Below are 20,973 nucleotides of genomic sequence, written 5' to 3'. Positions count from 1 at the left end.
CGCAATAAGGTGGCGGCCCCAGCAAGGGCCGTCGCCGCATTCTGCTTCAGCTTGTCCGGCAGGCTGGTGGGCGATGACGGGCTCGAACCGCCGACATCTTCGGTGTAAACGAAGCGCTCTACCAACTGAGCTAATCGCCCGCTTGAGCGCGGACCTTTAAGCAGTTAGGGCCGCATTCGCAAGGCTAAATGAACAGACGGCGCACCCGTCGGGGCGCGGATTTCCCCAGCCTCGGCGCCGCTGTCAAAAAACCTTCTCCTGATTGCTGTAATGCTTGAATGCCGCGCTTGACACCCGCAGGCGAACCCCTTATCCACCGCCCCAACGACGAACACGCCTGACACGTGCTCGTCAAGTGCGCGGGTGTAGCTCAGTCGGTTAGAGTGCCGGCCTGTCACGCCGGAGGTCGCGGGTTCGAGCCCCGTCACTCGCGCCATTTAACTTCCTGACACAGGTATATTTTTCTGAAGTGGCTCTCCTGACACTTGGGGGAAGCGTCGGACCGTGTCGGCGCATCTTGCCGGCAGCCGAATGAGAGTGCTTCGCCGTCTCTCCTTGGTCTTTATATCAGCATCTGCTAAAATTTATTTTCGCAGGTGCCGTAATGCGAGCCAACGTTCCGCGCTTTCCCGGCAGTGATGTCGACCCGAGGCGTGATTGCACGCGGGCCAACGCTGGAACTACCGATTGATTCTGCTCGCAGATGGAGGGCCCACAACACAGGGAGGACACGATGGTCAGGCCAAGCAAGTGGGTGATAGCGGCTTTGTGGGTTCTTTGGCTTTTAAACCTGCCCGCCCAGGCAAGCAGCCTGGGCGATCTTGTCAAACATGGCGATCTCTCGGGGGTGGCTTCTGCCTTGGATAAAGGCGCTGCTGTCAACGAAGTTGACGGTGTTACGGCGCTCTATATCGCCTGCGAGGGCGGGAATGTGGAAATAGCAAAACTTCTGATCGATCGTGGGGCGGACGTTAACATGCCCGTCAGCTGGCAAAGAACGCCACTCTACGCGGCCAACAAGGGTGGCTATTCTGACGTCGTGAAGCTGCTGCTCGATAACGGCGCCGATCCAAATCAGGTGGCGAAATCGCAAACCCCGCTGCACGTGGCTGCCGAGAAAGGCTGTCTTCATTGCGTGATCCATCTTGTGGATGCTGGAGCAGACGTCAACGCGCTGACGTCGAATGGAAACCCACCTATACATTTGGCCAAGCTCAAGGGTCATGAAGACGTTGTGGCCTACTTGCGCGGTCACGGCGCCGGACGACCGGCCGTTGCGCCGATTTCGGCGCGACTTGCATCGGCAAACGCCGAATCGGGCAAAAGAATTTTCGACGAAACGTGCGGGGCCTGTCATCTTTCAGCGCCGGATCGCAAGATTCCCAAACGCGTCAATCTCTGGGGCGTGGTAGGGAGACCGAAAGCAGCACAAAGCGACGTCCCGTATTCGTCGGCTCTAAGGGAAGCTGGCGGCACATGGACTTTTGAAGATCTCAATTCCTTTATCTCAAACCCGGCATTCGCATTGCCTGGAACAGACATGATTTTCCCGGGCCTGCGAGACGAGAACCAGCGAGCAAACCTGATCGCTTACCTACGGACCTTGAGCGACAGGCCGTTGCCGCTTCCCGAGAATTGATTGCTCCTGCGAAAATGCGGCGCGACTGCGCTTCGGGGAGGCCCGCGCCCTCCTGGCTGAAGAAGACCGGCCGATTGTCGTCGTCGCAGAGCTGGTCGGTATCCAACGTTGGCAAATTTCAGGCGTCAATTCAAAGCGTTGAAGGGGCCGCCAGGCGAATGCCGCAGCAGGTTTGCCGTCTGAGATTTTTGATCCCGGAACCATTCCAATCTTGTCCCGTTCAGCCAACGGGCGAAAAGACGGGAGAGATAAGATGGCTGTGAGATGCCGGATTTCCATCGACGATGAGAGGGATGTCGACGAGCTCGCCTTCCAGGAATTGCCGCGGGTTGGCGAAAGCGTGTCGATACCGGTCGGAGAGTCGAGCAGGGACCTTCGTGTGCTTCGTGTCGTGCATGTGCCCGGCAGCGAGCAAGGCGCAACGACGATGCTGGAGCTGACCAGCAGGATTCTTTAGCGCTGCCCCCTCGGAATCATTCGCCCAGCACAACCCCGGAAGCGACGATCTGGGCCGTCCGTTCGGTGAGCTTCTGGCGCTTTACCAGCGTGGGCTTTTCGTAAGGCTTTTTCATCCTACCGTTCCAAATCGGCGCGCAGACAGGACGATGAACGCGCTCGCCTCAGTTGCGTTCCGCAATAAGGGGCCGCTAAAAAGCCGCAAAAAATGGAAGGCGGGAGGTCTCAGGCCCTGGCGAGCAGCGCCTCGACCTCCTGCGATGTCGGCATGGAAGGCGCAGTGCCGGGGCGGGTCACCGAGATGCCGGCGACCGCGCAGGCAAAGCGCACGGCCTCCAGCGGCTCGACGCCTTTTGCCAGGGCGGCCGCGAGACCGCCGTTGAACGCGTCACCCGCTCCCGTCGTCTCGATCACCGGACCGGCATTGACCGCGTCGACATGCTCCGAACGGTTCTTGGTGTGGAGCAAAGCGCCCTTCTCGCCGAGCGTCACGATGACTGCGCCGACACCCTTGGCCAGCAGCGCGTCGGCGGCGCGGCGGGCGTCGTCGATCGAGGAAACCTTGATGCCGGTCAGCCCTTCGGCCTCCGTCTCGTTGGGTGTGACATAGTCGCAGAGCGCGTAGACGCGGTCGGGTAGGCTGGCGGCGGGGGCGGGGTTGAGGATGGTCGTCACCCCTGCCCCGCGCGCGATCTCGAGCGCCTTCAATGCTGCGCCGATCGGCTGTTCAAGCTGGGTAACGAAGACGCCGGCGGACCGGATCAGGTCGGCATGCGCCTCGATGTCGGCGGGCGAGATCAGCATCGCCGCGCCCGGGCTGACGATGATGGCGTTGTTGCCGCTGCCTTCCTCGACAAAGATGTAGGCCGCGCCCGTATAGCTGTCCGGCGTGTCGATGACGGCGCTTTTCACACCTGCGTCCTTCCAGGTCTGCTTCGCCATGTCGGCAAAGGCATCGACTCCGAGCCTGGTCAGGAAGGTGATGTCGGCGCCGAGCTTGCCTGCCGCCACTGCCTGGTTCGAGCCCTTGCCGCCCGGGCCGAGCTTGAAGGAATTGCCGAGGATCGTTTCGCCCAGACGCGGCTGGCGGTCGGCGCGATAGGCTGTGTCGGCGACGAACACGCCCAGGATCACAACAGGCTTCATGATGACGGGCTCGCCTGTGGCCATGTCCTTACTCCGCCTCCGGCGGCACGACGCCCTTGCGGAAGGCAAAGCAGCCATAGAAGCGGCGCTCGCCGGTCTGGATCACGCAATAGGCTTTCTTGGAACGCTCGTAGAAGGCGTAGCGCTCGATCGAGATCATCGGCCAGGGCTTGCCCTCGGCGGCGTCGATCTCCTTCTGCACCTCCCTCTGCACCGGCGGGATTTCGTTTGGTTTGCCGACGATCTCCATGCGCGCTGCCGCATCGTCGACGAAAGTATCCAGCGGATAGAGCGACAGCACCGCCTTCACCACCTCCGCCGCCGTCGCGTCGATACGCAACAGCTTGCCGAGCACCGTCTGCCTGGCCACGGAATCGGACGGGAAATTGGTGTCGGCGATGATCAGGTCGTCGCCATGGCCCATCGCCCGCAGCGCCTGGAGCACATCGGCATTGAGCAGCGGGTTGATCCCTTTGAGCATGGTTTCCTCTTGAAGGGTTGTGTGCGGTCAGAGACGCTTGCCGGTTGCGGCGTCGAAGAGATGGACCTGGTCGAGACGCGGCTTGAGCTTGAGCGTGTCGCCCGGCTTGAAGTCGTGACGCTCGCGGAATAGCGCCACCATCTCGCCCTCGCCGAACCGTAGGAACACCAACGTCTCCGAGCCTGTCGGCTCGACCACCGAAATCGTCGATGCGACGCCATCGGGATGGATTTCCAGGTGCTCGGGGCGCACCCCATAGACGACGGCCTGGCCGTCCGCCGCGCCGATACTGGTCGGCATCGGAAACGCCGAGCCTGCAATGTCGACCACGGGCTTCTCGCTCTTCTTCACCGTGCCCTTGAGCAGGTTCATCGCCGGCGAGCCGATGAAGCCGGCGACGAACAGATTGGCCGGCCGGTCGAACAGCTCCAGCGGCGCGCCGACCTGCTCGATGCGGCCGTCGCGCATCACGACGATCTTGTCGGCCATCGTCATGGCCTCGATCTGGTCGTGGGTGACGTAGATGGTGGTCGTCTTCAGCCGCTGGTGCAGTTCCTTGATTTCGGTGCGCATCTGCACGCGCAGCTTGGCGTCGAGGTTGGAAAGCGGCTCGTCGAACAGGAACACCTGCGGATTGCGCACGATGGCGCGGCCCATGGCGACGCGCTGGCGCTGGCCGCCCGAAAGCTGGCGCGGGTAGCGCTTGAGATAAGGCGCGAGGTCGAGGATGTCGGCGGCACGCTTCACCCGTTCGGCGACGACGGCCGGATCGGTGCCGCGCAGCTTCAGCGCGAAAGCCATGTTCTGCTCCACCGTCTTGTGCGGGTAAAGCGCGTAGTTCTGAAACACCATGGCGATGTCGCGCTTCGCCGGCGGCAGGTTGTTGACGACCCGGTCGCCGATCGAGATCGTGCCGCCGGAAACCGTCTCAAGCCCGGCCACCATCCTGAGCAGCGTGGACTTGCCGCATCCCGACGGGCCGACCAGCACGACGAACTGTCCGTCGGCAATATCGACGCTGACCTCATGCAGGACCTTGACGGTTCCGAACGCCTTGGCCACACTGCTGATCGCGACTTGAGCCATCGTCTCCCCTTTATCGTTTGCGGTGAAGCTAGCCATTGCGAACGGCAACGGCAAGTCGGTATCTTATAGATAAAAAGCCAATCTTGTTGACAAGGTAATCGATTACGCGAATAGTGGCGAGTGCCAATCCGAGAGCAGGCCTGTTATCCTGAAATCGGAGATCCGGCGACGCAGGGTGGGGTCCCACGTCCGGTATGATCGAGGAGAACCGAGAGGCGTTTCGACGTCTGAGAGATTGGCACTTCAATTCAAGCATTGTTGTTCTGGGAGGAACCTGTAGATGAGAGTCGATCTATATGAAAAACTGATGCGCGCCGGCGCCAGCCGCCGCGATGTGCTGAAGGGTGCGGCCAGCATGGCCGCAATCGCCGCCGCCTCCGGCGCCGGGCTCGGAGCACTGACGAAGCCTGCGGCCGCCGACGACAGTCTGCGCGCGAAAATCCTGCAGATCCCGGGCGTCGGCAAAGGCCAGCCGACGGATGCCGACTTCCAGAAGGTCGGCGAGCTCTGCCTCGAAGCGACCAAGGCCAATGTCAAGGAAGGCGAGTTTGCCGGTGTCGAACTCACCTTCATGGGCCTCAACAACCAGAACCTCCACAACGTGCTGTTCCGCGGCTTCCTTAAGCCGTGGGAGGCCTATACGGGCGCCAAGATCAGCTGGATCGACCTTGCTCAGGCCGACTACAACGCCCGTCTGCAGCAGTCCATCGCAACCAAGACCGTCGACTTCGACATCATCGAGATGGGCGCGCCTTTCGAAGGCGATGTCTGCGGCAAGGGCCTTACCTCCGAGATGCCCGATTGGGTCAAGAAGCAGATCGATTTCGACGACCTCGTCAACTACCTGAAGCCGCCGGTCGGCACCTGGGACGGCAAGCAGTATCGCGTGACGATCGACGGCGACGCGCACAATTTCAACTACCGCACCGACGTGTTCGCGGATGCCGATCTCGCCAAAGCCTGGAAGGAAAGCGGCGCCACGACCGAATGGGGCGTGCCGAAGACCTGGCAGGAAGTGCAGGCCGTCACCAAGTTCCTCAAGGGCAAGCAGTTCAAGGGCCAGGACATCTATGGCTATCTGGACGCGCCCAAGCCCTGGGGCGGCTTCGGCTTCTATTTCCTCGGCAGCCGCGCCACCGCTTACGCCAAGCATCCCGATGACAAGGCCTGGCTGTTCGACGCCGACACGATGAAGCCGCGCATCAACAACCCGGCCTGGGTGCGCGCCATCCAGGACGTGATCGACGCCCTGCCGTCCGAACCCGCCGACCAGATCAATGCCGATCCGAACACCACTGCCTTCCAGCAGTTCCTGGCCGGCACCGGCTCGATGATCCCCTGGTGGGGCGACGTCGGCTCGAATGTGAAGACCAATGACTCGTCGGTCATCGGCGATGTCACCGGCTTCTCGATCCTGCCCGGCTCCGACGACGTCTACAATTCCAAGACCGGCAAGTGGGAAAAGCTCGCCAGCGGGCCGAACTATGCGCCGAACTGCGCCTATCTCGGCTGGGGCGTCTATGTCATGGCCCGCGTCGATTCCGACGAGAAGAAGAAGAAGGCCGCATGGTCGGCCGCCGCCCATCTCGGCGGCAAGGACCTGTCGATCTGGACGGCGATGTATCCGTCGGGCTTCCAGCCCTACCGCAACTCCCATTTCAACGTTTCCGAATGGGTGGCCGCCGGCTATGACGAGGCCTTCATCACCTCCTACCTGAAATCGGAAGGCGATTCCTACAACCATCCGAACGCTGCGATCGAGCCGCGCATCCCCGGCATCTTCCAGTACTACTCCGCCGCCGAGGACATCCTGGCCAACACCTTTGCCGGCAAGATGAAGGCGCAGGAAGGCGCCGACGCCATCGCCGCGGCCTGGGAAAAGCTGACCGACCAGATCGGCCGCGAGAACCAGATCAAGCTCTACAAAGCCTCGCTCGGCATGTAGGCTGGCTTATTAGACGTCGCGGCCCGGTGGCACATCGTCACCGGGCCGCATTTTTACCGGCTCGGCCGGTTTGACAAGTTTACAATTCCTGGAAAAGTGTGAGCGGTTTTCCGTCCGGAATTGCGTAAAAACAAAGAAATGGAGCGGTTCGCCGTTTCCGTGAAACGGTGAACCGCTCTAGAAGGCGAGAGGCGTGGCTGAGCAGACTTCGACCGTGAATGCGTGGCCGGCACATCCGGCCGACCTGATCCCGGCAGGCCGAAAGCGCCTCGGCTGGGGCCTGCTGGCCATTGCAACCCTTGGCCTGCTGGCGATCATCGTCGTGCAGATCCTCTACAAGACCGAGATGTCCACGGTCGGTTTCGACACATGGCGCCCTGTGGTCTACGCCTACATCTTGTGGGGCGCAGCGCTTGGCGCCTGGCAGGTGCTGACGCGCGGCGAGGACGGGCAGCGCGCGCTATTCCTTTTGCCGGCCCTGCTCTTCACCATCGCCATGGTGATCTTCCCGACGCTGTTCGGCTTCTACATCGCGCTGACCGACTGGAATCTCAGCTCTTTCAGCGGACGCAGGTTCAATGGCCTCGACAATTTCTGGCAGATGCTGGCCGACCCCTATTACCGCAACGCGCTGTTGAACATGGTGCTCTATGTGCTTGCGGTGCTGGTCGAATATGTCATCGCCTTCGGCCTGGCGCTGCTGCTCAATGCGCAGATCCGCGCCCGCAAATTCTTCCGCGTCGTCTTCCTGCTGCCGCTGATGCTGTCGCCGGTCGCGGTATCCTGGATGGTCGGCAAGTCGCTGATGGAGTACCGGTTCGGACCGGCGGCGACGCTGGCGCGTCATCTCGGCTGGGACAATCCGGCCTTCTTCTCCGATCCGATCACTGCCCGCATCTCGATCATGATGCTCGACGCCTGGACCTTCATCCCGTTCATGATGATCATGCTGCTGGCCGGCCTGCAGGCCATGTCGCGCGAGGTGCTGGAAGCCGCCCGCGTCGATGGCGCGACCGCATGGCAGACATTCTGGCAGGTGACCTTTCCGCTGATGCTGCCGGTATCGGTGACAGCCGTGATCCTGCGCATCATCTTCAAGCTGAAGCTTGCCGACATCATCATCACCCTGACCTCAGGCGGCCCCGGCGGCGCCACCGATTCCGTGTCGAGCTTCATCTATCGCGAGTACCGCGACCGCTCGAATGTCGGCTACGGCACCATGCTGGCCATGGCCTATCTGGTCATCATCGTCGTATTCGTGACCTGGCTGCTGAAATTCGCCAGTCGCTTCGTGCGCAACGTCAACTGAGCGGCATCATGAGCGTCCAGACCACCGACTACACCGTTTCCGAGATACGCTCGCCGGCGGCCTTCATCGCCAGCCGCGTCTTCATCTATGGCGCGCTTATCTTCTGGGCTTTCGTCTGCCTGTTCCCGATCTATTGGACGATCACCACCTCGTTCAAATCGGCGGTCGACGTCACGCAAGGTCATCTCATTCCCTTCGTCGACTTCACGCCTGACTGGAAGGGCTGGCGCTCGCTCGGCCTGTCGCCGGACTCGATCTCCCAGACCTCGACCGTGCGCGACGAATTCCTCAAACGCTTCATGAACTCGGTCATCACCTCGGTCGGCGCATCGAGCCTCGCCATCATCATCGGCAGCCTCGCCGCCTATGGGCTTGTCCGCTACCGCTACAAGTTCGCCTGGTTCAAGAACGAGGACATCTCCTTCTTCTTCCTATCGCAGCTGATCCTGCCGCCGGTCGTTCTGGCGCTGCCCTTCCTGGTGCTCTACCGGGAAGTGGCCCTCCTTGATACGCGCATCGGGCTCGTGCTCCTCTACACGCTGATGGTGCTGCCGATCGTCATCTGGATCATGCGCGACCAGTTCAACTCGATACCCGTCGAGTTGGAGGAGGCGGCTTTGGTCGACGGGCTGTCGATCTGGGGGGCCTTTTTCCGCATCGTCATGCCGATCGCGTTGCCCGGCATGGTCGCCGCCTTCATCCTGGCGATGGTGCTGTGCTGGAACGAGTATTTCTTCGCCGCGCTTCTGACATCGACCGATGCCAAGACCATCCCCGTCATGGTGGCGAGCCAGACCGGCTCGCAAGGGATCAACTGGTGGTCGATGGCGGCCTTGGCCACCGCCGCGATCACGCCGCTGGCGATCATCGGCATCGCGCTCGAGCGCTATCTGATCATGGGCATGACGGCCGGCTCGGTGAAGTAGGCGGCGCCCTTTCCTTCTCCCCTTGTGGGAGAAGGTGGATCGGCGCGAAGCGCCGAGACGGATGAGGGGTGCTCCAGCGGAGTGAGGCGTCTACGTTCCCTGGAGCACCCCTCATCCGTCGCCTTCGGCGACACCTTCTCCCACAAGGGGAGAAGGAAGAACCGCCTATCGCACCAGAATCGACCGCAAATGATCGAGGATCATCGCAACCCCGATCTTGCCGAGGCCCGCCGAGGCTTCCGCGGCACTTTTCGTATACCAGCCGGTGTTGTCGGCGAAATGCTTCTCGTCCACCGCCTCCGGGCAGAGCGCCAGCATCAGCGAGGTTTCGCCAATGCCGGCATGGTCGAACGGATATTTGCCGTTCATCGCGGCCGGCATCAGAGGGTGCACCTGGACCCAATTGAAGACATTCTCACCCTGCGCATGGCCGGCATAGTAATCGGCCATGGTGTTCGAACCCCACCAGCCTTCGCCGCGTTCCTTCTCCAGGAAGCGGAAGATCGCTTGCCGGCCGGCGGTCTTGAAGGCGAGATCGGTCGGCATGCCGGCCGCGAAATTCTCGGTCTGATGATGAATGATGGCGTGAATGTTGCGGAAGCCGATGCGCAGCAGCCCATAGAACAATTCCTCCGCGAAAGGCGAAAGCGCCGGGCCGCCTGCACCGAGCCGCTGCCTTCCGGCGCCGCCACCGCATAGCTTGCCGCGCCGTAATAGAAGGGCGGCAGGATGACGATCTCCCTTTCCTTCTCGATCAGTTCGACCGTCTTGATCACGGCCAGCGTGTCCATGCCGACCGCCATGTGCTCGCCGTGATATTCGAGCACGCCGAGCGGCAGCACCACCGGCCAGTTCTCCTCGATCGCCTTGCGGATCTGGTGCGGCAGCATCAGTTCGTAGCGCATCTCCTTACTCCATGTTGGTGTGCCTGGCGCGCATCGCTTCCGGCGTCGCATTGGTCAGCGCCTGGAGCTTCAGCACCATGATTTCGAACAGAAGAAACAGCGCGCCTTCGAACAGCGAGCCCATCGGCAGCACCGAGCTTCTCGCCTCGCCCTGGTCGCTGGCCATCGTCTGCGCCGGGATGACGAGCGTGAAATCGGCGAGTTTGGCGGCGCTGCTTTCCGGTTCTGCCGTCAAGAGCAGCACCTTCGCGCCGGCCTCGCGGGCAACCCGCATCAAGGTCAGCACCGTGGTGGTCTCGCCGGGACCTGAGCTCGCCAGGAAGACGTCGCCCTGCCCGAGCGGCGGCGTGGTCATGTCGCCGACGACCGAGACTGGCAGGCCGAGATGGTAGAGCCGCATGGCGAAGCCCTTCACCTGAAGCGCCTCGCGGCCGCAGCCATAGGCAGCGATCCTGCCGGCGCCGGCAAGCATTTCGCAGGCGGCGTCGATGCGAGCCTCATCCGTGCGCGCCAGCACCGCGCCAAGCTCGTCCAGCGCGGTCGCGAACATCCCTGATGCGGCTTTGGTCATGACGGCTCACCTTCCTGCCGGGGCGTCGCTTGCCTCTATGGATTTGCGGCTCGCGACCCCGAAAGGCTTGTTTTTGTTCATGCTACCATTGCGAAAATCGCTGTCCAACGAGCCTCGGCACTTTTGCTGGGCCACGAGCGTGATAGTGTCATGTCAGACAAATCACTCCGGGACATCGTCAGACATGAAGACACGGCACTTCGACCGCATCGGCAATGGCGGCATCACCTTCACCGAGCTCGGCTTCGGCACCGCGCCGCTCGGCAATCTCTATCGCGCCATCTCCGACGAGGACGCCAATGCTACCTTGGAAGCGGCATGGGCGACCGGCTGCCGCTACTATGATACGGCGCCGCTCTATGGCCTCGGCCTGTCGGAAACCCGCCTCAACCGGTTTCTGCGCGGCAGGAAGCGCGACGACTATGTGCTGTCGAGCAAGGTCGGGCGCATCATGCGCGTCGCCCCGCCGGACCAGCGCACCGGCATCGGCAAGTTCTTCGAGACGCCGTCGCGCCGGGAAGTCTACGACTACTCCTATGATGGCGTCATGCGCTCCTTCGAGGCCTCGCTGGAGCGCCTCGGGGTCGACCGTATCGACATCCTCTTCGTCCACGACGTCGACATCTTTACCCACGGCAGTAAGGAAGCCTCCGATGCCCGCATCGAGGAGTTCATGTCGTCCGGCTATTACGGGCTGCTTTCGCTGCGCGACCAGGGCGTCATCAAGGCCTTTGGCGGCGGCATCAACGAGTGGCAGGTGGCACAGACCCTCGCCGAACGCGGCGATTTCGACCTGTTCCTGCTCGCCGGCCGCTACACGCTGCTCGAGCAGGAGGCGCTTGCCACCTTCCTGCCGCTTTGCCAGAAGCGCGGCATCGGCATCGTGCTGGGCGGCCCCTACAATTCCGGCGTGCTGGCGACCGGCCCGAAGCCCGGAGCCTTCTACAATTACAGCGAGGCGCCGAATGAGATTCTGGATCGCGTGGCGCGCATCGAAGCCGTCTGCAAGCGCCACAATGTGCGCCTGATCGAGGCGGCTCTGCAGTTCCCGCTGCAGCATCCTTCGGTGGTGTCGGTGATCCCTGGCGGCCAGCGGCCATCCGAAGTCGAAAGCAACCGCGCCCTGCTCGACACCAAGATACCTGCGGCGCTGTGGGCGGATTTGAAACAGGAAGGCCTGATGCGCGCCGACGCGCCGACGGCCTGAATGTCCTGCGAACAGCCGTAAAAAAGAAAAGCCGGGCTTGCCCGGCTTTTCTGTTCTTAAAAGAAAAAGGTCTTAGTTGACCGCGTCCTTGAGGCCCTTGCCGGCCGAGAACTTCGGCACGGTGCGCGCCGGAATCTTCACTTCCGCGCCGGTCTGCGGGTTGCGGCCGGTCGAAGCAGCGCGTTTTGACACGGTGAAATTTCCGAAGCCGACAAGCCGGACATCGCCGCCCTTCTTCAGTTCGCCAGTGATCACGGAGAACACCGCATCGACAGCGGACTGCGCATCAGCCTTCGAAATGCTTGCGGAGTCGGCGACGGCGGACACCAGTTCGTTCTTGTTCATAAAAATTCCCTTCCATGAGAAAACCGGAACTACGACTCATCCGGCAGGAGACGGACTTTAGAAAGAAGCGCTCCGGAACCCAAGCCGAAAACCGCGGAATTCCGGGCTTTTTTCCACTTTTTCGTGGCTTTTCACACGAAAAAAGCCGGGCTTGAAAGCCCGGCTCTCTCTTTGTGCGCTGCAATATTAGCAAATGCTAATGAGCAAGCGACTTTCCAGCATCGTCGCCGCTGTCGACCGGAGCCGGCGCATTGACCGGTTCGACCCACTTGATCGGCTCCGGCATCCTGGTCAGCGCGTGCGCGAGCACCTCGCCGACCCGCGAGACCGGGACGATCTCCATGCCGTTCTTCACATTGTCCGGAATCTCCGCCAAATCCTTGACGTTCTCTTCCGGGATCAGCACCTTCTTGATGCCGCCGCGCAGCGCCGCGAGCAGCTTCTCCTTCAGGCCGCCAATCGGCAGAATACGGCCGCGCAGCGTGATTTCGCCGGTCATCGCCACATCAGCGCGGACCGGAATACCCGTCAGCACCGACACGATGGCCGTGGCCATGGCCGCACCGGCAGACGGGCCGTCCTTCGGCGTGGCACCCTCCGGCAAATGCACGTGGATGTCGCGCTTGTCGAACAGCGGCGGCTCGATGCCGAAATCGATGGCGCGCGAGCGGACGTAGGACGCCGCCGCCGAGATCGATTCCTTCATCACGTCGCGCAAATTGCCGGTCACCGTCATGCGGCCCTTGCCGGGCATCATGACGCCTTCGACCGTCAGCAACTCGCCGCCGACTTCCGTCCAGGCAAGACCCGTGACCACGCCGACCTGATCGTCGGCCTCGATCTGGCCGAAGCGGAAGCGCGGCACGCCGAGATAATCGGCGAGGTTGTCCGCCGTGATCTTCACCGTCTTCTTCTTCGTCCGCAGGATCTCGGTCACCGCCTTACGGCCGAGCTTCATCAGCTCGCGCTCCAGGCTGCGCACACCGGCTTCCCGCGTGTAGGTCTGGATGATGCCGCGGATCGCGTCCTCGCCGACCGAGAATTCGTTCGGCTGCAGGGCATGGTCGCGGATCACCTTGGGCATCAGGTGACGCTTGGCGATCTCGATCTTCTCGTCCTCGGTGTAACCGGCGATACGGATGATCTCCATGCGGTCCATCAGGGGCGCAGGGATGTTCAGCGTGTTCGCCGTCGTCACGAACATCACGCTCGACAGGTCGTATTCGACCTCGAGGTAATGGTCCATGAACGTCGAGTTCTGTTCCGGATCGAGCACTTCGAGCAGGGCCGAGGACGGATCGCCGCGGAAGTCCTGGCCCATTTTGTCGATCTCGTCGAGCAGGAAGAGCGGGTTGGACTTCTTGGCCTTCTTCATCGACTGGATGACCTTTCCGGGCATCGAGCCGATATAGGTCCGCCTGTGGCCACGGATCTCGGCCTCGTCGCGCACGCCGCCGAGCGCCATGCGGATGAACTCGCGGCCGGTGGCCTTGGCGATCGACTTGCCAAGCGAGGTCTTGCCGACGCCGGGCGGGCCGACGAGGCACAGGATCGGCCCCTTCAGCTTCTTCTGGCGGCTCTGCACGGCGAGATACTCGACGATGCGTTCCTTGACCTTGTCGAGGCCGAAGTGATCGGCATCGAGCACGTCCTGCGCAAAGCCGAGGTCCTGCTTGACCTTGGAGTTCTTGCCCCACGGGATCGACAAGAGCCAATCGAGATAGTTGCGCACGACCGTCGATTCAGCCGACATCGGCGACATCGAGCGCAGCTTCTTCAACTCGGCCTCCGCCTTTTCGCGGGCCTCCTTGGAGAGCTTGGTCTTCTTGATGCGCGCCTCGATCTCGGCGGCCTCGTCGCGGCCATCCTCGCCCTCGCCGAGCTCCTTCTGGATCGCCTTCATCTGCTCGTTGAGGTAGTACTCGCGCTGCGTCTTCTCCATCTGGCGCTTGACGCGCGAACGGATGCGCTTTTCCACCTGGAGCACGGAGATTTCGGCTTCCATGAAGCCCATCGCCTTCTCCAGACGCTCCTTGACGGAAAGCGTTGCAAGCATCTCCTGCTTCTCGGGGATCTTGATGGCGAGATGCGATGCAACCGTATCGGCGAGCTTGGAATAGTCGTCGATCTGGCTGGCGGCACCCACCACTTCGGGTGAGATCTTCTTGTTCAGCTTGACGTAATTCTCGAAGTCGGTGACGACCGAGCGGGCAAGCGCCTCGATTTCGACCTCTTCCTCTTCCGGCTCGGCGAGCGCCGTGGCGCGGGCCTCATGGAAATCGGCACGGTCGGTGAACGAGACGATCTTGGCGCGCGAGGCGCCCTCGACCAGCACCTTCACGGTGCCGTCGGGAAGCTTCAAAAGCTGCAGCACATTGGCGAGCGTGCCGATGTCGAAAATCGCACCGGGCTCAGGATCGTCGTCGGCTGCATTCATCTGGGTGGCAAGCAGGATCTGTTTTTCCTGACCCATCACCTCTTCCAGCGCCTTGATCGACTTTTCACGCCCCACGAAGAGCGGAACGATCATATGCGGGAACACGACGATATCGCGCAGTGGGAGGACTGCGAAAACGCCGTCGCCGGAAGCCTTGGATATCTTGGCCATTGTCCAACCTTTCATGTCGCGGCCGCTTATTTTAGCCAACCGCGAATCTCATATTAACGACCGAGCGTCGTTCCGCCTACCACCGTTTGTGACGGGAATTTTACAGCACAGAATTCGGCGCCTCGGCCTTCTGCTGTTAGGTGGATGTAACCGAGGCAAAGATCAAGGGTTAACACGGTCGTTCGAGCCCTTCCACTGCTCGCCCTCCCCGCCCTTGACAGCAAAACGGCGCCACGCGGGCGCCGTTCCATGGAAATTGTCGGGCGCAGTGCCATTTCAGGCGCTGACATTGCCCTTCTTTTCCTTCTGCTCGGAGTAGATGTAGAGCGGCCGGGCGTTGCCGGACACCACCTCTTCCGAAATCACCACCTCGCGCACGCCTTCCAGCGCCGGCAGCTCGAACATGGTGTCGAGCAGGATCGCTTCCATGATGGAGCGCAGGCCGCGCGCGCCTGTCTTGCGCTCGATCGCGCGCTTGGCGATCGCCGACAGCGCGTTCTCGTGGAACGTCAGGTCGACATTCTCCATCTCGAACAGCCGCTGATATTGCTTGACCAGCGCATTCTTCGGTTCGGTCAGGATCTGGATCAGCGCCGGCTCGTCGAGGTCTTCCAGCGTCGCCAGGACCGGCAGACGGCCCACGAATTCCGGGATCAGGCCGAATTTCAGGAGATCCTCCGGCTCGACCTGGCGGAACAGGTCGCCAGTGCGCCGATCCTCGGGCGAAGCCACGGTGGCGCCGAAGCCGATCGAGGTCTTGCGGCCGCGATCCGAGATGATCTTGTCCAGCCCCGCGAAGGCGCCGCCGCAGATGAACAGGATGTTGGCGGTGTCGACCTGCAGGAATTCCTGCTGCGGATGCTTGCGGCCGCCCTGCGGCGGCACGGAGGCGACCGTGCCTTCCATGATCTTCAGGAGCGCCTGCTGCACGCCCTCGCCCGACACGTCGCGGGTGATCGAGGGATTATCCGACTTGCGCGAGATTTTGTCGATTTCGTCGATATAGACGATGCCGCGCTGCGCCCGCTCGACATTGTAGTCGGCCGACTGCAACAGCTTCAGGATGATGTTCTCGACGTCCTCGCCGACGTAGCCGGCCTCGGTCAGCGTCGTGGCGTCGGCCATGGTGAACGGCACGTCGATGATGCGGGCGAGCGTCTGCGCGAGAAGCGTCTTGCCGCAGCCGGTCGGGCCGATCAGAAGGATATTGGACTTGGCCAGCTCGACGTCGTTGTTCTTGCCGGCATGCGCCAGGCGCTTGTAGTGGTTGTGAACCGCCACCGACAGCACGCGTTTGGCATAGGGCTGGCCGATGACGTAGTCGTCGAGGACCTTGAGGATTTCCTGCGGTGTCGGCACGCCTTCGCGCGACTTCACCATCGAGGTCTTGTTCTCCTCGCGGATGATGTCCATGCACAGCTCGACGCATTCGTCGCAGATGAAAACCGTCGGCCCCGCGATCAGCTTGCGGACCTCGTGCTGGCTCTTGCCGCAAAACGAGCAGTAGAGGGTGTTCTTTGAATCACCGCCGCCGTTGCTGACCTTGCTCATTTTTCTGTCCTTTCACCGACGCCCGCCGACCGTCTGGCTTTGAGTGACGTCTTCACCAATCTATCGCGGGAATCCGCCACCGCCAGTGTCCCGGCTCACACAGCGCATTCCGTACGAAACACAATCAGAAAACGCGGCAATGATTCGCAGCAACCCCACGCAAAGCTAAGCCGTCGAAAATCAACATAGCCTTAACGTAGGCAATCCCAACGCCTGAGGGAACAGCCAAATGTGGCCGAAATGCCGCAAGACGCGCCAAAACCGCGTTATACTACCATTTGCCGTCGAGGTCAGGCTGAAGCGGTGGCTGTCTCGACCGCCTCGCGGCTGGAAATGACCTTGTCGATCAGGCCGAAGTCCCTGGCCTCGTCCGCGGTCATGAAATGGTCGCGGTCGAGCGTCTTCTCGATCTCGTCATAGCTCTTGCCGGTATGCTTGACATAGACCTCGTTCAAGCGGCGCTTCAGCTTGATGATGTCCTGCGCATGACGTTCGATGTCTGAGGCTTGGCCCTGGAAGCCGCCGGACGGCTGATGGACCATGATCCGGGCGTTCGGCGTGGCAAAACGCATATCCTTGTGGCCGGCGGTCAGAAGCAGCGAACCCATCGAGGCGGCCTGGCCGATGCAGAGTGTCGACACCGCCGGCTTGATGAACTGCATGGTGTCGTAGATCGCCATGCCCGAGGTGACGACGCCGCCCGGCGAATTGATATAGAGGTTGATTTCCTTCTTGGGGTTCTCCGCCTCGAGGAACAAAAGCTGTGCACAAACCAGCGTCGCCATCCCGTCCTCGACCGGACCGGTGATGAAGATGATGCGTTCCTTCAAGAGGCGCGAGAAAATGTCATAGGCACGCTCGCCGCGGTTGGTCTGCTCGACCACCATCGGAACGAGGTTCATATAGGTTTCAACGGGGTTCTTCATGGACTACCCTTGTTGGAGATGGATTCCGGCACCTTGATATATCAGCAATCGCGCGGAATCGTTCTGGATTGGTTACGACCTAAATAGGATGCCGGCTCACCCTAGCGCAAGGCCGCCTCTCCTAGCCACCTGGTTAAGTCGAATCAAGCGCGGCAAGCCCGCGGAGCAGGGGCGCCCTGGACTAATGGAACGGGCCCGGTCTCGGCCGGCCCCGAAAGCCGCTCGCAAGGTAGCAATTCCTTAACCGCGATACTTAACGAAAAGCCTTGAAATCGCTGTCCGCCCCCGGAGCTTCCGTTACAGTCCTGCGTTGTGAAGGCGTCCTTTTCAACGGGGAATGTCATGATCCGCAAAAGCTCCGCATCGCTGGCGGCAGTCGCGATGCTTGCCAGCGTCTGTGAAACCGCCGCAGGCGGGCGCGCGCTCGAATGCTATGAGCCAATCCACAGGCCGGCACTTTACGATACCGTTTATGAGGATGTGATGCTGAGCCCCGGCGGACAGGTGGTCGACTACGACGCGCCGATTTACGGCACCTATCAAGGCGTGGAGCAGATCGCGCCGCCGCGCGTCACCTATGAGACCGCGCCGGCGGTCACACGCACGGTCTACCGCACGGTCAAGGTCGATGATGGCGGCTATGGTTGGGAATGGCGCGTCATCCATGGCCGCAAGGTGCTGTGCAAGGTATGGCGAAAGGCCCGCTATGCGCGCGTCGCCGAGACGGTCGTGGTCCAGCCGGAGCGCGTCCGGCGCGTCGTTCAGCCGGCGGAATATGAAGCGGTTGCCCACGAAGTGCTGGTGCGGCCGCAACAAGTCCGCATCCGAGAAATCCCGCCGTTTTACGGGACGGTAGCGCGTAGGGTGGTGGTGCGGGAAGGTTCGACCAGCTGGCGGCGCGTGCACATTCCGCGGCATTGCCAGGATTAGCCGGTACTTCGCCTACGGGTTGCAGCCGGCCGGGCGGTGGTGTCGCGCGCCGGCCGGAGCTGTCCCCGGGTCAGGCGAGGTCGATGTCGAGGATCGCCATTGAGAAATTGTAGTCGCCGTCGTCCTCGTCCTTGAAGACGATGCCGAGGAATTCGTCGCCGACATAGACTTCGGCCGAGTCTTCCTTGCGCGGACGCGCCTTCACCTGCAGCTTGGGATTCTGGAAGACGCGCTTGAAATAGGCGTCCAGCTTTCTGATTTCGTCAGGCTTCAAAAGACTTCTCCGAAATGTCGGCTTAATTCATGGGAACGCGCTTCTGACACGCCGACGATGGCGATGTAAAGGCAAGCCGACAGGATAACACGTGACAACCGGCACCTGAAAACCGTGGCCGGATTCCGGTCACCAGGCGGGCTGACAGTCTCAGATGTCGAAGCTGACCACGTGGTCCATGCTCTGCGACGGCAGAAGCTGGTCCATCTGCCGCGAGGGCTGGTCGCAGCCGGTTTCTCCCACGACCCGCGCCGGAACGCCGGCGACCGTCTTGTTGTGCGGCACGGGCGACAGCACCACCGAACCGGCGGCGATCTTCGAGCAGTGACCGACCTCGATATTGCCGAGAATCTTGGCGCCGGCGCCGATCAGCACGCCGCGACGGATCTTCGGATGACGGTCGCCATTGGCCTTGCCGGTGCCGCCCAGCGTCACGCCGTGCAGGATCGACACGTCATCCTCGATGACCGCCGTCTCGCCGACGACCAGCCCGGTGGCATGATCGATAAAGATACCCTTGCCGATGCGAGCGGCCGGGTTGATATCAGTCTGGAACACCGATGACGACCTGCTCTGCAGGTAGAGCGCAAAGTCCCGGCGGCCATGGTTCCACAGCCAGTGCGCCAGACGATGCGTCTGGATGGCGTGAAAACCCTTGAAATAGAGCACCGGCATGATGAAACGGTCGCAGGCCGGGTCGCGATCGTAATAGGCCTGGATGTCGACGCGCACCGTCGTGCTCCAGTCAGGATCATCATCCAGCATGGCTTTGAAGGTCTGGCGGATGAGATCGGAGCCGATATCCTGGTGATCGAGGCGCTCGGCAAGCCGGTGGATCACCGCTTCCTCCAGGCTCTCCTGGTTGAGGATCGTCGAATAGAGGAACGCGGCCAGCAACGGATCGCGGTTCACCGCCTCCATCGCTTCGTCGCGGATCGACCGCCAGATCGGATCGACCGGCTGCACCTTGCTGGGGCGGGCAATCGTAATGCTGTTCATCGACGCTCTCCGGCCTTCCTCATTCTCCGGCGGCACATATAGGCCACATCATAGCACGGTTGAACTCAATTTTCCTTAGTGCTTTGTCAAATGGACCTGGTTCACACAAATTCAAGCGACGATGGAAAACGAACCCTTGATCGGGAGCGCATTCGAAATCGCCTCGATTGTCGTCTCCCCAAACGTAGGAAACGGTCACAGTCCGGCGTCAGACCTCACTGCGGCAATGCCGTTCCGGCCTGTTCCGCCACCATGTAAGCGGCGTACCAGTCAGGCCAGTTCTTGTCGTACTGTCCGCCAGCGCGTTTCTCATGTTCGCCGTGTGCCGCCGCGGCCCGCCGCAGCGCGGCCGCAAGTTCCGGGGATGAAGTGAACGTCGTATCACCCGCATCGACGCGCCCGGGCAAGCGCTGGGTGATCTCCTGCAGCAGCCAGCCATTGCCGTCCGGATCGCTGAATGTGACGAACGAGGAATAGCTGCGCCCCTCCGGATGCCGGCCTTTGATCGGCGGCTGGCCGGGGCCGTTGCGGTGGAAGATGTCGCTTGCCTCGACGCCACGCGCCACGAGTTCAGCCCGGGCCGCTTCAATATCGGACACGATCAGATAAAGCACTTTCGCCGAACCAGGCGCGGCCGATGTGAGGCCCGTGCCGAAATGGATCGAACATGGCGAACCCGGCGGCGTGAACTGCACGACTCGGAACGCGTCGCCGACCGCGAAGTCAGCATCGAGCCTCCAGCCCAAGCCGGCATAGAAGCCCTTGGCTCGATCGACATCGGCAACTGGGATGACGACCGCCTCCAATTTCATGTCGATCGTGCCAGGTTTCGTCCCGCCGGTCATGTCACGCTCCTTGGGTTCGATCTCGGCAGCTTCCCTCCGTCGCGCATTTTGGTCAATCGGATACATATGCTCTTGAAGCCGGCGGCGACTTGCGTTGTCCTGCCAGCCTTAGCCGCCCGGAAAAATTCGTCATGGAAAAAGAGACGCTGATCGATGTTGCGCTGAAAGCCGAGCTTTGCGCCCTCTATCAGGCCGGGGACCGGCACTATCACAACCTCGCCCATATCGAGGCCATGCTGGCGCTGGCTGAAGAATACCGAGACCTGCTCGACGACCCGGGCGCCATCGAAGCGGCGATCTGGTTTCATGACGCGATCTATGACAGCCGCGCCAAGGACAATGAGGCAAAAAGCGCAGACCTGGCCGAGAAAAAGCTCGCCGGGCGCGTCGATCCTCATCGCCTAGCCCGCATAGCGGCGATGATCAACGCCACCGCCACCCATCAATTGCCGCCTTTGCGCGACGAGGGCGCGCTCAACGATGCGGCCCTTTTGCTCGACATGGATCTGGCGATCCTCGGCGCGGAACCGGCGGTGTTCGATGCTTACGAGAAGGCGGTCCGGCTGGAATATGGCTGGGTGGAGGAGCCGATGTGGCACGCGGGCCGGGCGGCCGTCCTGAAGAGTTTCCTCGCCCGTCCACACATTTTCTATACGACCGAGTTCAGGGATCGGTTCGAGGCGCAGGCCAGGGAAAATCTCAGCCATTCATTGCAGGCCCTGCAAGACCAGCCCTGATAGGCCCATACTCACGCAGGGCTTTGCCTCTATGCCCAAATTCAAGGCCCTGCGATCGCTATCGAACGTGAACCGCTCTGGGATGGC

General features: G+C 61.7%; 20 protein-coding genes, 2 tRNA genes and 1 pseudogene. 9 read left to right on the top strand and 14 right to left on the bottom strand.

What is annotated here, in order from left to right; translation table 11 throughout:
- Positions 1-64: 64 nt before the first annotated feature.
- Positions 65-140, bottom strand: a tRNA-Val gene (locus LB535_RS08775).
- 219 nt (positions 141-359) lie between these two features.
- Here LB535_RS08775 and LB535_RS08770 point away from each other — a divergent pair.
- The 3 genes from LB535_RS08770 (at position 360) to LB535_RS08760 (ending at position 2,096) form a co-directional block, all read left to right on the top strand.
- Positions 360-436, top strand: a tRNA-Asp gene (locus LB535_RS08770).
- 297 nt (positions 437-733) lie between these two features.
- Positions 734-1,639 (top strand): ankyrin repeat domain-containing protein, encoded by a 906-nt coding sequence (locus LB535_RS08765; RefSeq protein ID WP_224631891.1) that lies wholly within the window; start codon positions 734-736, stop codon positions 1,637-1,639.
- A gap of 253 nt (positions 1,640-1,892) precedes the next feature.
- Positions 1,893-2,096, top strand: coding sequence for a hypothetical protein (locus LB535_RS08760; protein ID WP_224602593.1), 204 nt, complete (start codon positions 1,893-1,895; stop codon positions 2,094-2,096).
- A 16-nt stretch (positions 2,097-2,112) separates the two neighbouring features.
- Here the strand turns inward: LB535_RS08760 and LB535_RS08755 are convergent, their stop codons facing one another.
- The 4 genes from LB535_RS08755 to LB535_RS08740 form a co-directional block, all read right to left on the bottom strand.
- Positions 2,113-2,211, bottom strand: a complete 99-nt coding sequence (locus LB535_RS08755) for a putative RiPP precursor (protein ID WP_208648418.1) — start codon at positions 2,209-2,211, stop codon at positions 2,113-2,115.
- Positions 2,212-2,320: 109 nt separating this feature from the next.
- Entirely contained in the window at positions 2,321-3,265 is a 945-nt protein-coding gene (rbsK, locus tag LB535_RS08750) for a ribokinase (RefSeq protein WP_224525531.1), read from the bottom strand.
- 4 nt (positions 3,266-3,269) lie between these two features.
- The gene (locus tag LB535_RS08745; RefSeq protein ID WP_224602595.1) at positions 3,270-3,722 is read right to left on the bottom strand and encodes an RbsD/FucU family protein; all 453 of its coding nucleotides are present in this window, start codon (positions 3,720-3,722) and stop codon (positions 3,270-3,272) included.
- Between the two features lie 27 nt (positions 3,723-3,749).
- Complete coding sequence (locus LB535_RS08740) at positions 3,750-4,808, bottom strand: ABC transporter ATP-binding protein (RefSeq protein ID WP_224631890.1); 1,059 nt, start codon at positions 4,806-4,808, stop codon at positions 3,750-3,752.
- Positions 4,809-5,088: 280 nt separating this feature from the next.
- Between LB535_RS08740 and LB535_RS08735 the strand changes: the two genes are divergently transcribed.
- The 3 genes from LB535_RS08735 to LB535_RS08725 all read left to right on the top strand — a co-directional run bounded on the left by LB535_RS08735 (position 5,089) and on the right by LB535_RS08725 (position 8,988).
- Positions 5,089-6,753, top strand: coding sequence for an ABC transporter substrate-binding protein (locus LB535_RS08735; protein ID WP_224631889.1), 1,665 nt, complete (start codon positions 5,089-5,091; stop codon positions 6,751-6,753).
- 193 nt (positions 6,754-6,946) lie between these two features.
- Positions 6,947-8,062: a carbohydrate ABC transporter permease gene (locus tag LB535_RS08730; RefSeq protein WP_224628090.1), complete on the top strand. Its 1,116-nt coding sequence runs from the start codon at positions 6,947-6,949 to the stop codon at positions 8,060-8,062.
- A gap of 8 nt (positions 8,063-8,070) precedes the next feature.
- Complete coding sequence (locus tag LB535_RS08725) at positions 8,071-8,988, top strand: carbohydrate ABC transporter permease (protein WP_224601471.1); 918 nt, start codon at positions 8,071-8,073, stop codon at positions 8,986-8,988.
- Positions 8,989-9,153: 165 nt separating this feature from the next.
- Here LB535_RS08725 and LB535_RS28980 read toward each other — a convergent pair.
- Together LB535_RS28980 and hxlB are read right to left on the bottom strand one after the other, a co-directional pair.
- A pseudogene (locus LB535_RS28980) lies at positions 9,154-9,893 on the bottom strand (creatininase family protein).
- A 4-nt stretch (positions 9,894-9,897) separates the two neighbouring features.
- Positions 9,898-10,464: a 6-phospho-3-hexuloisomerase gene (gene hxlB / locus LB535_RS08715; RefSeq protein WP_224631888.1), complete on the bottom strand. Its 567-nt coding sequence runs from the start codon at positions 10,462-10,464 to the stop codon at positions 9,898-9,900.
- 184 nt (positions 10,465-10,648) lie between these two features.
- On the opposite strand from hxlB, the gene LB535_RS08710 reads away from it, so the two are divergent.
- On the top strand, positions 10,649-11,671 hold the full coding sequence (locus LB535_RS08710; RefSeq protein ID WP_224631887.1) for an aldo/keto reductase: 1,023 nt from the start codon (positions 10,649-10,651) through the stop codon (positions 11,669-11,671).
- 72 nt (positions 11,672-11,743) lie between these two features.
- Here the strand turns inward: LB535_RS08710 and hupB are convergent, their stop codons facing one another.
- From hupB to LB535_RS08690, 4 genes are all read right to left on the bottom strand, one after another.
- Positions 11,744-12,016: a DNA-binding protein HupB gene (gene hupB, locus LB535_RS08705; protein WP_027166452.1), complete on the bottom strand. Its 273-nt coding sequence runs from the start codon at positions 12,014-12,016 to the stop codon at positions 11,744-11,746.
- Positions 12,017-12,212: 196 nt separating this feature from the next.
- Positions 12,213-14,624 (bottom strand): endopeptidase La, encoded by a 2,412-nt coding sequence (gene lon, locus LB535_RS08700; RefSeq protein ID WP_224631886.1) that lies wholly within the window; start codon positions 14,622-14,624, stop codon positions 12,213-12,215.
- Positions 14,625-14,900: 276 nt separating this feature from the next.
- Complete coding sequence (gene clpX / locus LB535_RS08695) at positions 14,901-16,175, bottom strand: ATP-dependent Clp protease ATP-binding subunit ClpX (protein ID WP_040981372.1); 1,275 nt, start codon at positions 16,173-16,175, stop codon at positions 14,901-14,903.
- Positions 16,176-16,465: 290 nt separating this feature from the next.
- The gene (locus tag LB535_RS08690; RefSeq protein ID WP_095765152.1) at positions 16,466-17,101 is read right to left on the bottom strand and encodes an ATP-dependent Clp protease proteolytic subunit; all 636 of its coding nucleotides are present in this window, start codon (positions 17,099-17,101) and stop codon (positions 16,466-16,468) included.
- Positions 17,102-17,443: 342 nt separating this feature from the next.
- Here LB535_RS08690 and LB535_RS08685 point away from each other — a divergent pair, with 342 nt between their 5' ends.
- Positions 17,444-18,031: a hypothetical protein gene (locus tag LB535_RS08685; RefSeq protein WP_224631885.1), complete on the top strand. Its 588-nt coding sequence runs from the start codon at positions 17,444-17,446 to the stop codon at positions 18,029-18,031.
- 70 nt (positions 18,032-18,101) lie between these two features.
- On the opposite strand, the gene LB535_RS08680 is transcribed toward LB535_RS08685, so the two are convergent.
- The 3 genes from LB535_RS08680 to LB535_RS08670 all read right to left on the bottom strand — a co-directional run bounded on the left by LB535_RS08680 (position 18,102) and on the right by LB535_RS08670 (position 20,149).
- Complete coding sequence (locus tag LB535_RS08680; protein ID WP_027166457.1) at positions 18,102-18,305, bottom strand: DUF3126 family protein; 204 nt, start codon at positions 18,303-18,305, stop codon at positions 18,102-18,104.
- 150 nt (positions 18,306-18,455) lie between these two features.
- On the bottom strand, positions 18,456-19,304 hold the full coding sequence (gene cysE, locus LB535_RS08675) for a serine O-acetyltransferase (protein ID WP_224631884.1): 849 nt from the start codon (positions 19,302-19,304) through the stop codon (positions 18,456-18,458).
- A gap of 215 nt (positions 19,305-19,519) precedes the next feature.
- Complete coding sequence (locus tag LB535_RS08670) at positions 19,520-20,149, bottom strand: VOC family protein (RefSeq protein ID WP_224631883.1); 630 nt, start codon at positions 20,147-20,149, stop codon at positions 19,520-19,522.
- Between the two features lie 131 nt (positions 20,150-20,280).
- On the opposite strand from LB535_RS08670, the gene LB535_RS08665 reads away from it, so the two are divergent.
- Positions 20,281-20,886 (top strand): hypothetical protein, encoded by a 606-nt coding sequence (locus tag LB535_RS08665; RefSeq protein ID WP_224631882.1) that lies wholly within the window; start codon positions 20,281-20,283, stop codon positions 20,884-20,886.
- Positions 20,887-20,973 lie beyond the last annotated feature (87 nt).

The organism is Mesorhizobium sp. CA10, from assembly GCF_020165285.1.
Classification (GTDB): Bacteria; Pseudomonadota; Alphaproteobacteria; order Rhizobiales; family Rhizobiaceae; genus Mesorhizobium.
This window is presented reverse-complemented; position numbering and strand designations above follow the sequence as displayed.

What these genes read in the sequence shown, in the direction of transcription:
- LB535_RS08670 (WP_224631883.1), bottom strand. Translation starts at nt 20,149, where the DNA reads ATGACCGGCGGGACGAAACCTGGCACGATCGACATGAAATTGGAGGCG.
- LB535_RS08760 (WP_224602593.1), top strand. Translation starts at nt 1,893, where the DNA reads ATGGCTGTGAGATGCCGGATTTCCATCGACGATGAGAGGGATGTCGAC.
- lon (WP_224631886.1), bottom strand. Translation starts at nt 14,624, where the DNA reads ATGGCCAAGATATCCAAGGCTTCCGGCGACGGCGTTTTCGCAGTCCTC.
- LB535_RS08685 (WP_224631885.1), top strand. Translation starts at nt 17,444, where the DNA reads ATGATCCGCAAAAGCTCCGCATCGCTGGCGGCAGTCGCGATGCTTGCC.
- LB535_RS08765 (WP_224631891.1), top strand. Translation starts at nt 734, where the DNA reads ATGGTCAGGCCAAGCAAGTGGGTGATAGCGGCTTTGTGGGTTCTTTGG.
- LB535_RS08735 (WP_224631889.1), top strand. Translation starts at nt 5,089, where the DNA reads ATGAGAGTCGATCTATATGAAAAACTGATGCGCGCCGGCGCCAGCCGC.
- LB535_RS08740 (WP_224631890.1), bottom strand. Translation starts at nt 4,808, where the DNA reads ATGGCTCAAGTCGCGATCAGCAGTGTGGCCAAGGCGTTCGGAACCGTC.
- hxlB (WP_224631888.1), bottom strand. Translation starts at nt 10,464, where the DNA reads ATGACCAAAGCCGCATCAGGGATGTTCGCGACCGCGCTGGACGAGCTT.
- rbsK (WP_224525531.1), bottom strand. Translation starts at nt 3,265, where the DNA reads ATGGCCACAGGCGAGCCCGTCATCATGAAGCCTGTTGTGATCCTGGGC.
- LB535_RS08710 (WP_224631887.1), top strand. Translation starts at nt 10,649, where the DNA reads ATGAAGACACGGCACTTCGACCGCATCGGCAATGGCGGCATCACCTTC.
- LB535_RS08755 (WP_208648418.1), bottom strand. Translation starts at nt 2,211, where the DNA reads ATGAAAAAGCCTTACGAAAAGCCCACGCTGGTAAAGCGCCAGAAGCTC.
- LB535_RS08725 (WP_224601471.1), top strand. Translation starts at nt 8,071, where the DNA reads ATGAGCGTCCAGACCACCGACTACACCGTTTCCGAGATACGCTCGCCG.
- hupB (WP_027166452.1), bottom strand. Translation starts at nt 12,016, where the DNA reads ATGAACAAGAACGAACTGGTGTCCGCCGTCGCCGACTCCGCAAGCATT.
- LB535_RS08665 (WP_224631882.1), top strand. Translation starts at nt 20,281, where the DNA reads ATGGAAAAAGAGACGCTGATCGATGTTGCGCTGAAAGCCGAGCTTTGC.
- LB535_RS08745 (WP_224602595.1), bottom strand. Translation starts at nt 3,722, where the DNA reads ATGCTCAAAGGGATCAACCCGCTGCTCAATGCCGATGTGCTCCAGGCG.
- clpX (WP_040981372.1), bottom strand. Translation starts at nt 16,175, where the DNA reads ATGAGCAAGGTCAGCAACGGCGGCGGTGATTCAAAGAACACCCTCTAC.
- cysE (WP_224631884.1), bottom strand. Translation starts at nt 19,304, where the DNA reads ATGAACAGCATTACGATTGCCCGCCCCAGCAAGGTGCAGCCGGTCGAT.
- LB535_RS08690 (WP_095765152.1), bottom strand. Translation starts at nt 17,101, where the DNA reads ATGAAGAACCCCGTTGAAACCTATATGAACCTCGTTCCGATGGTGGTC.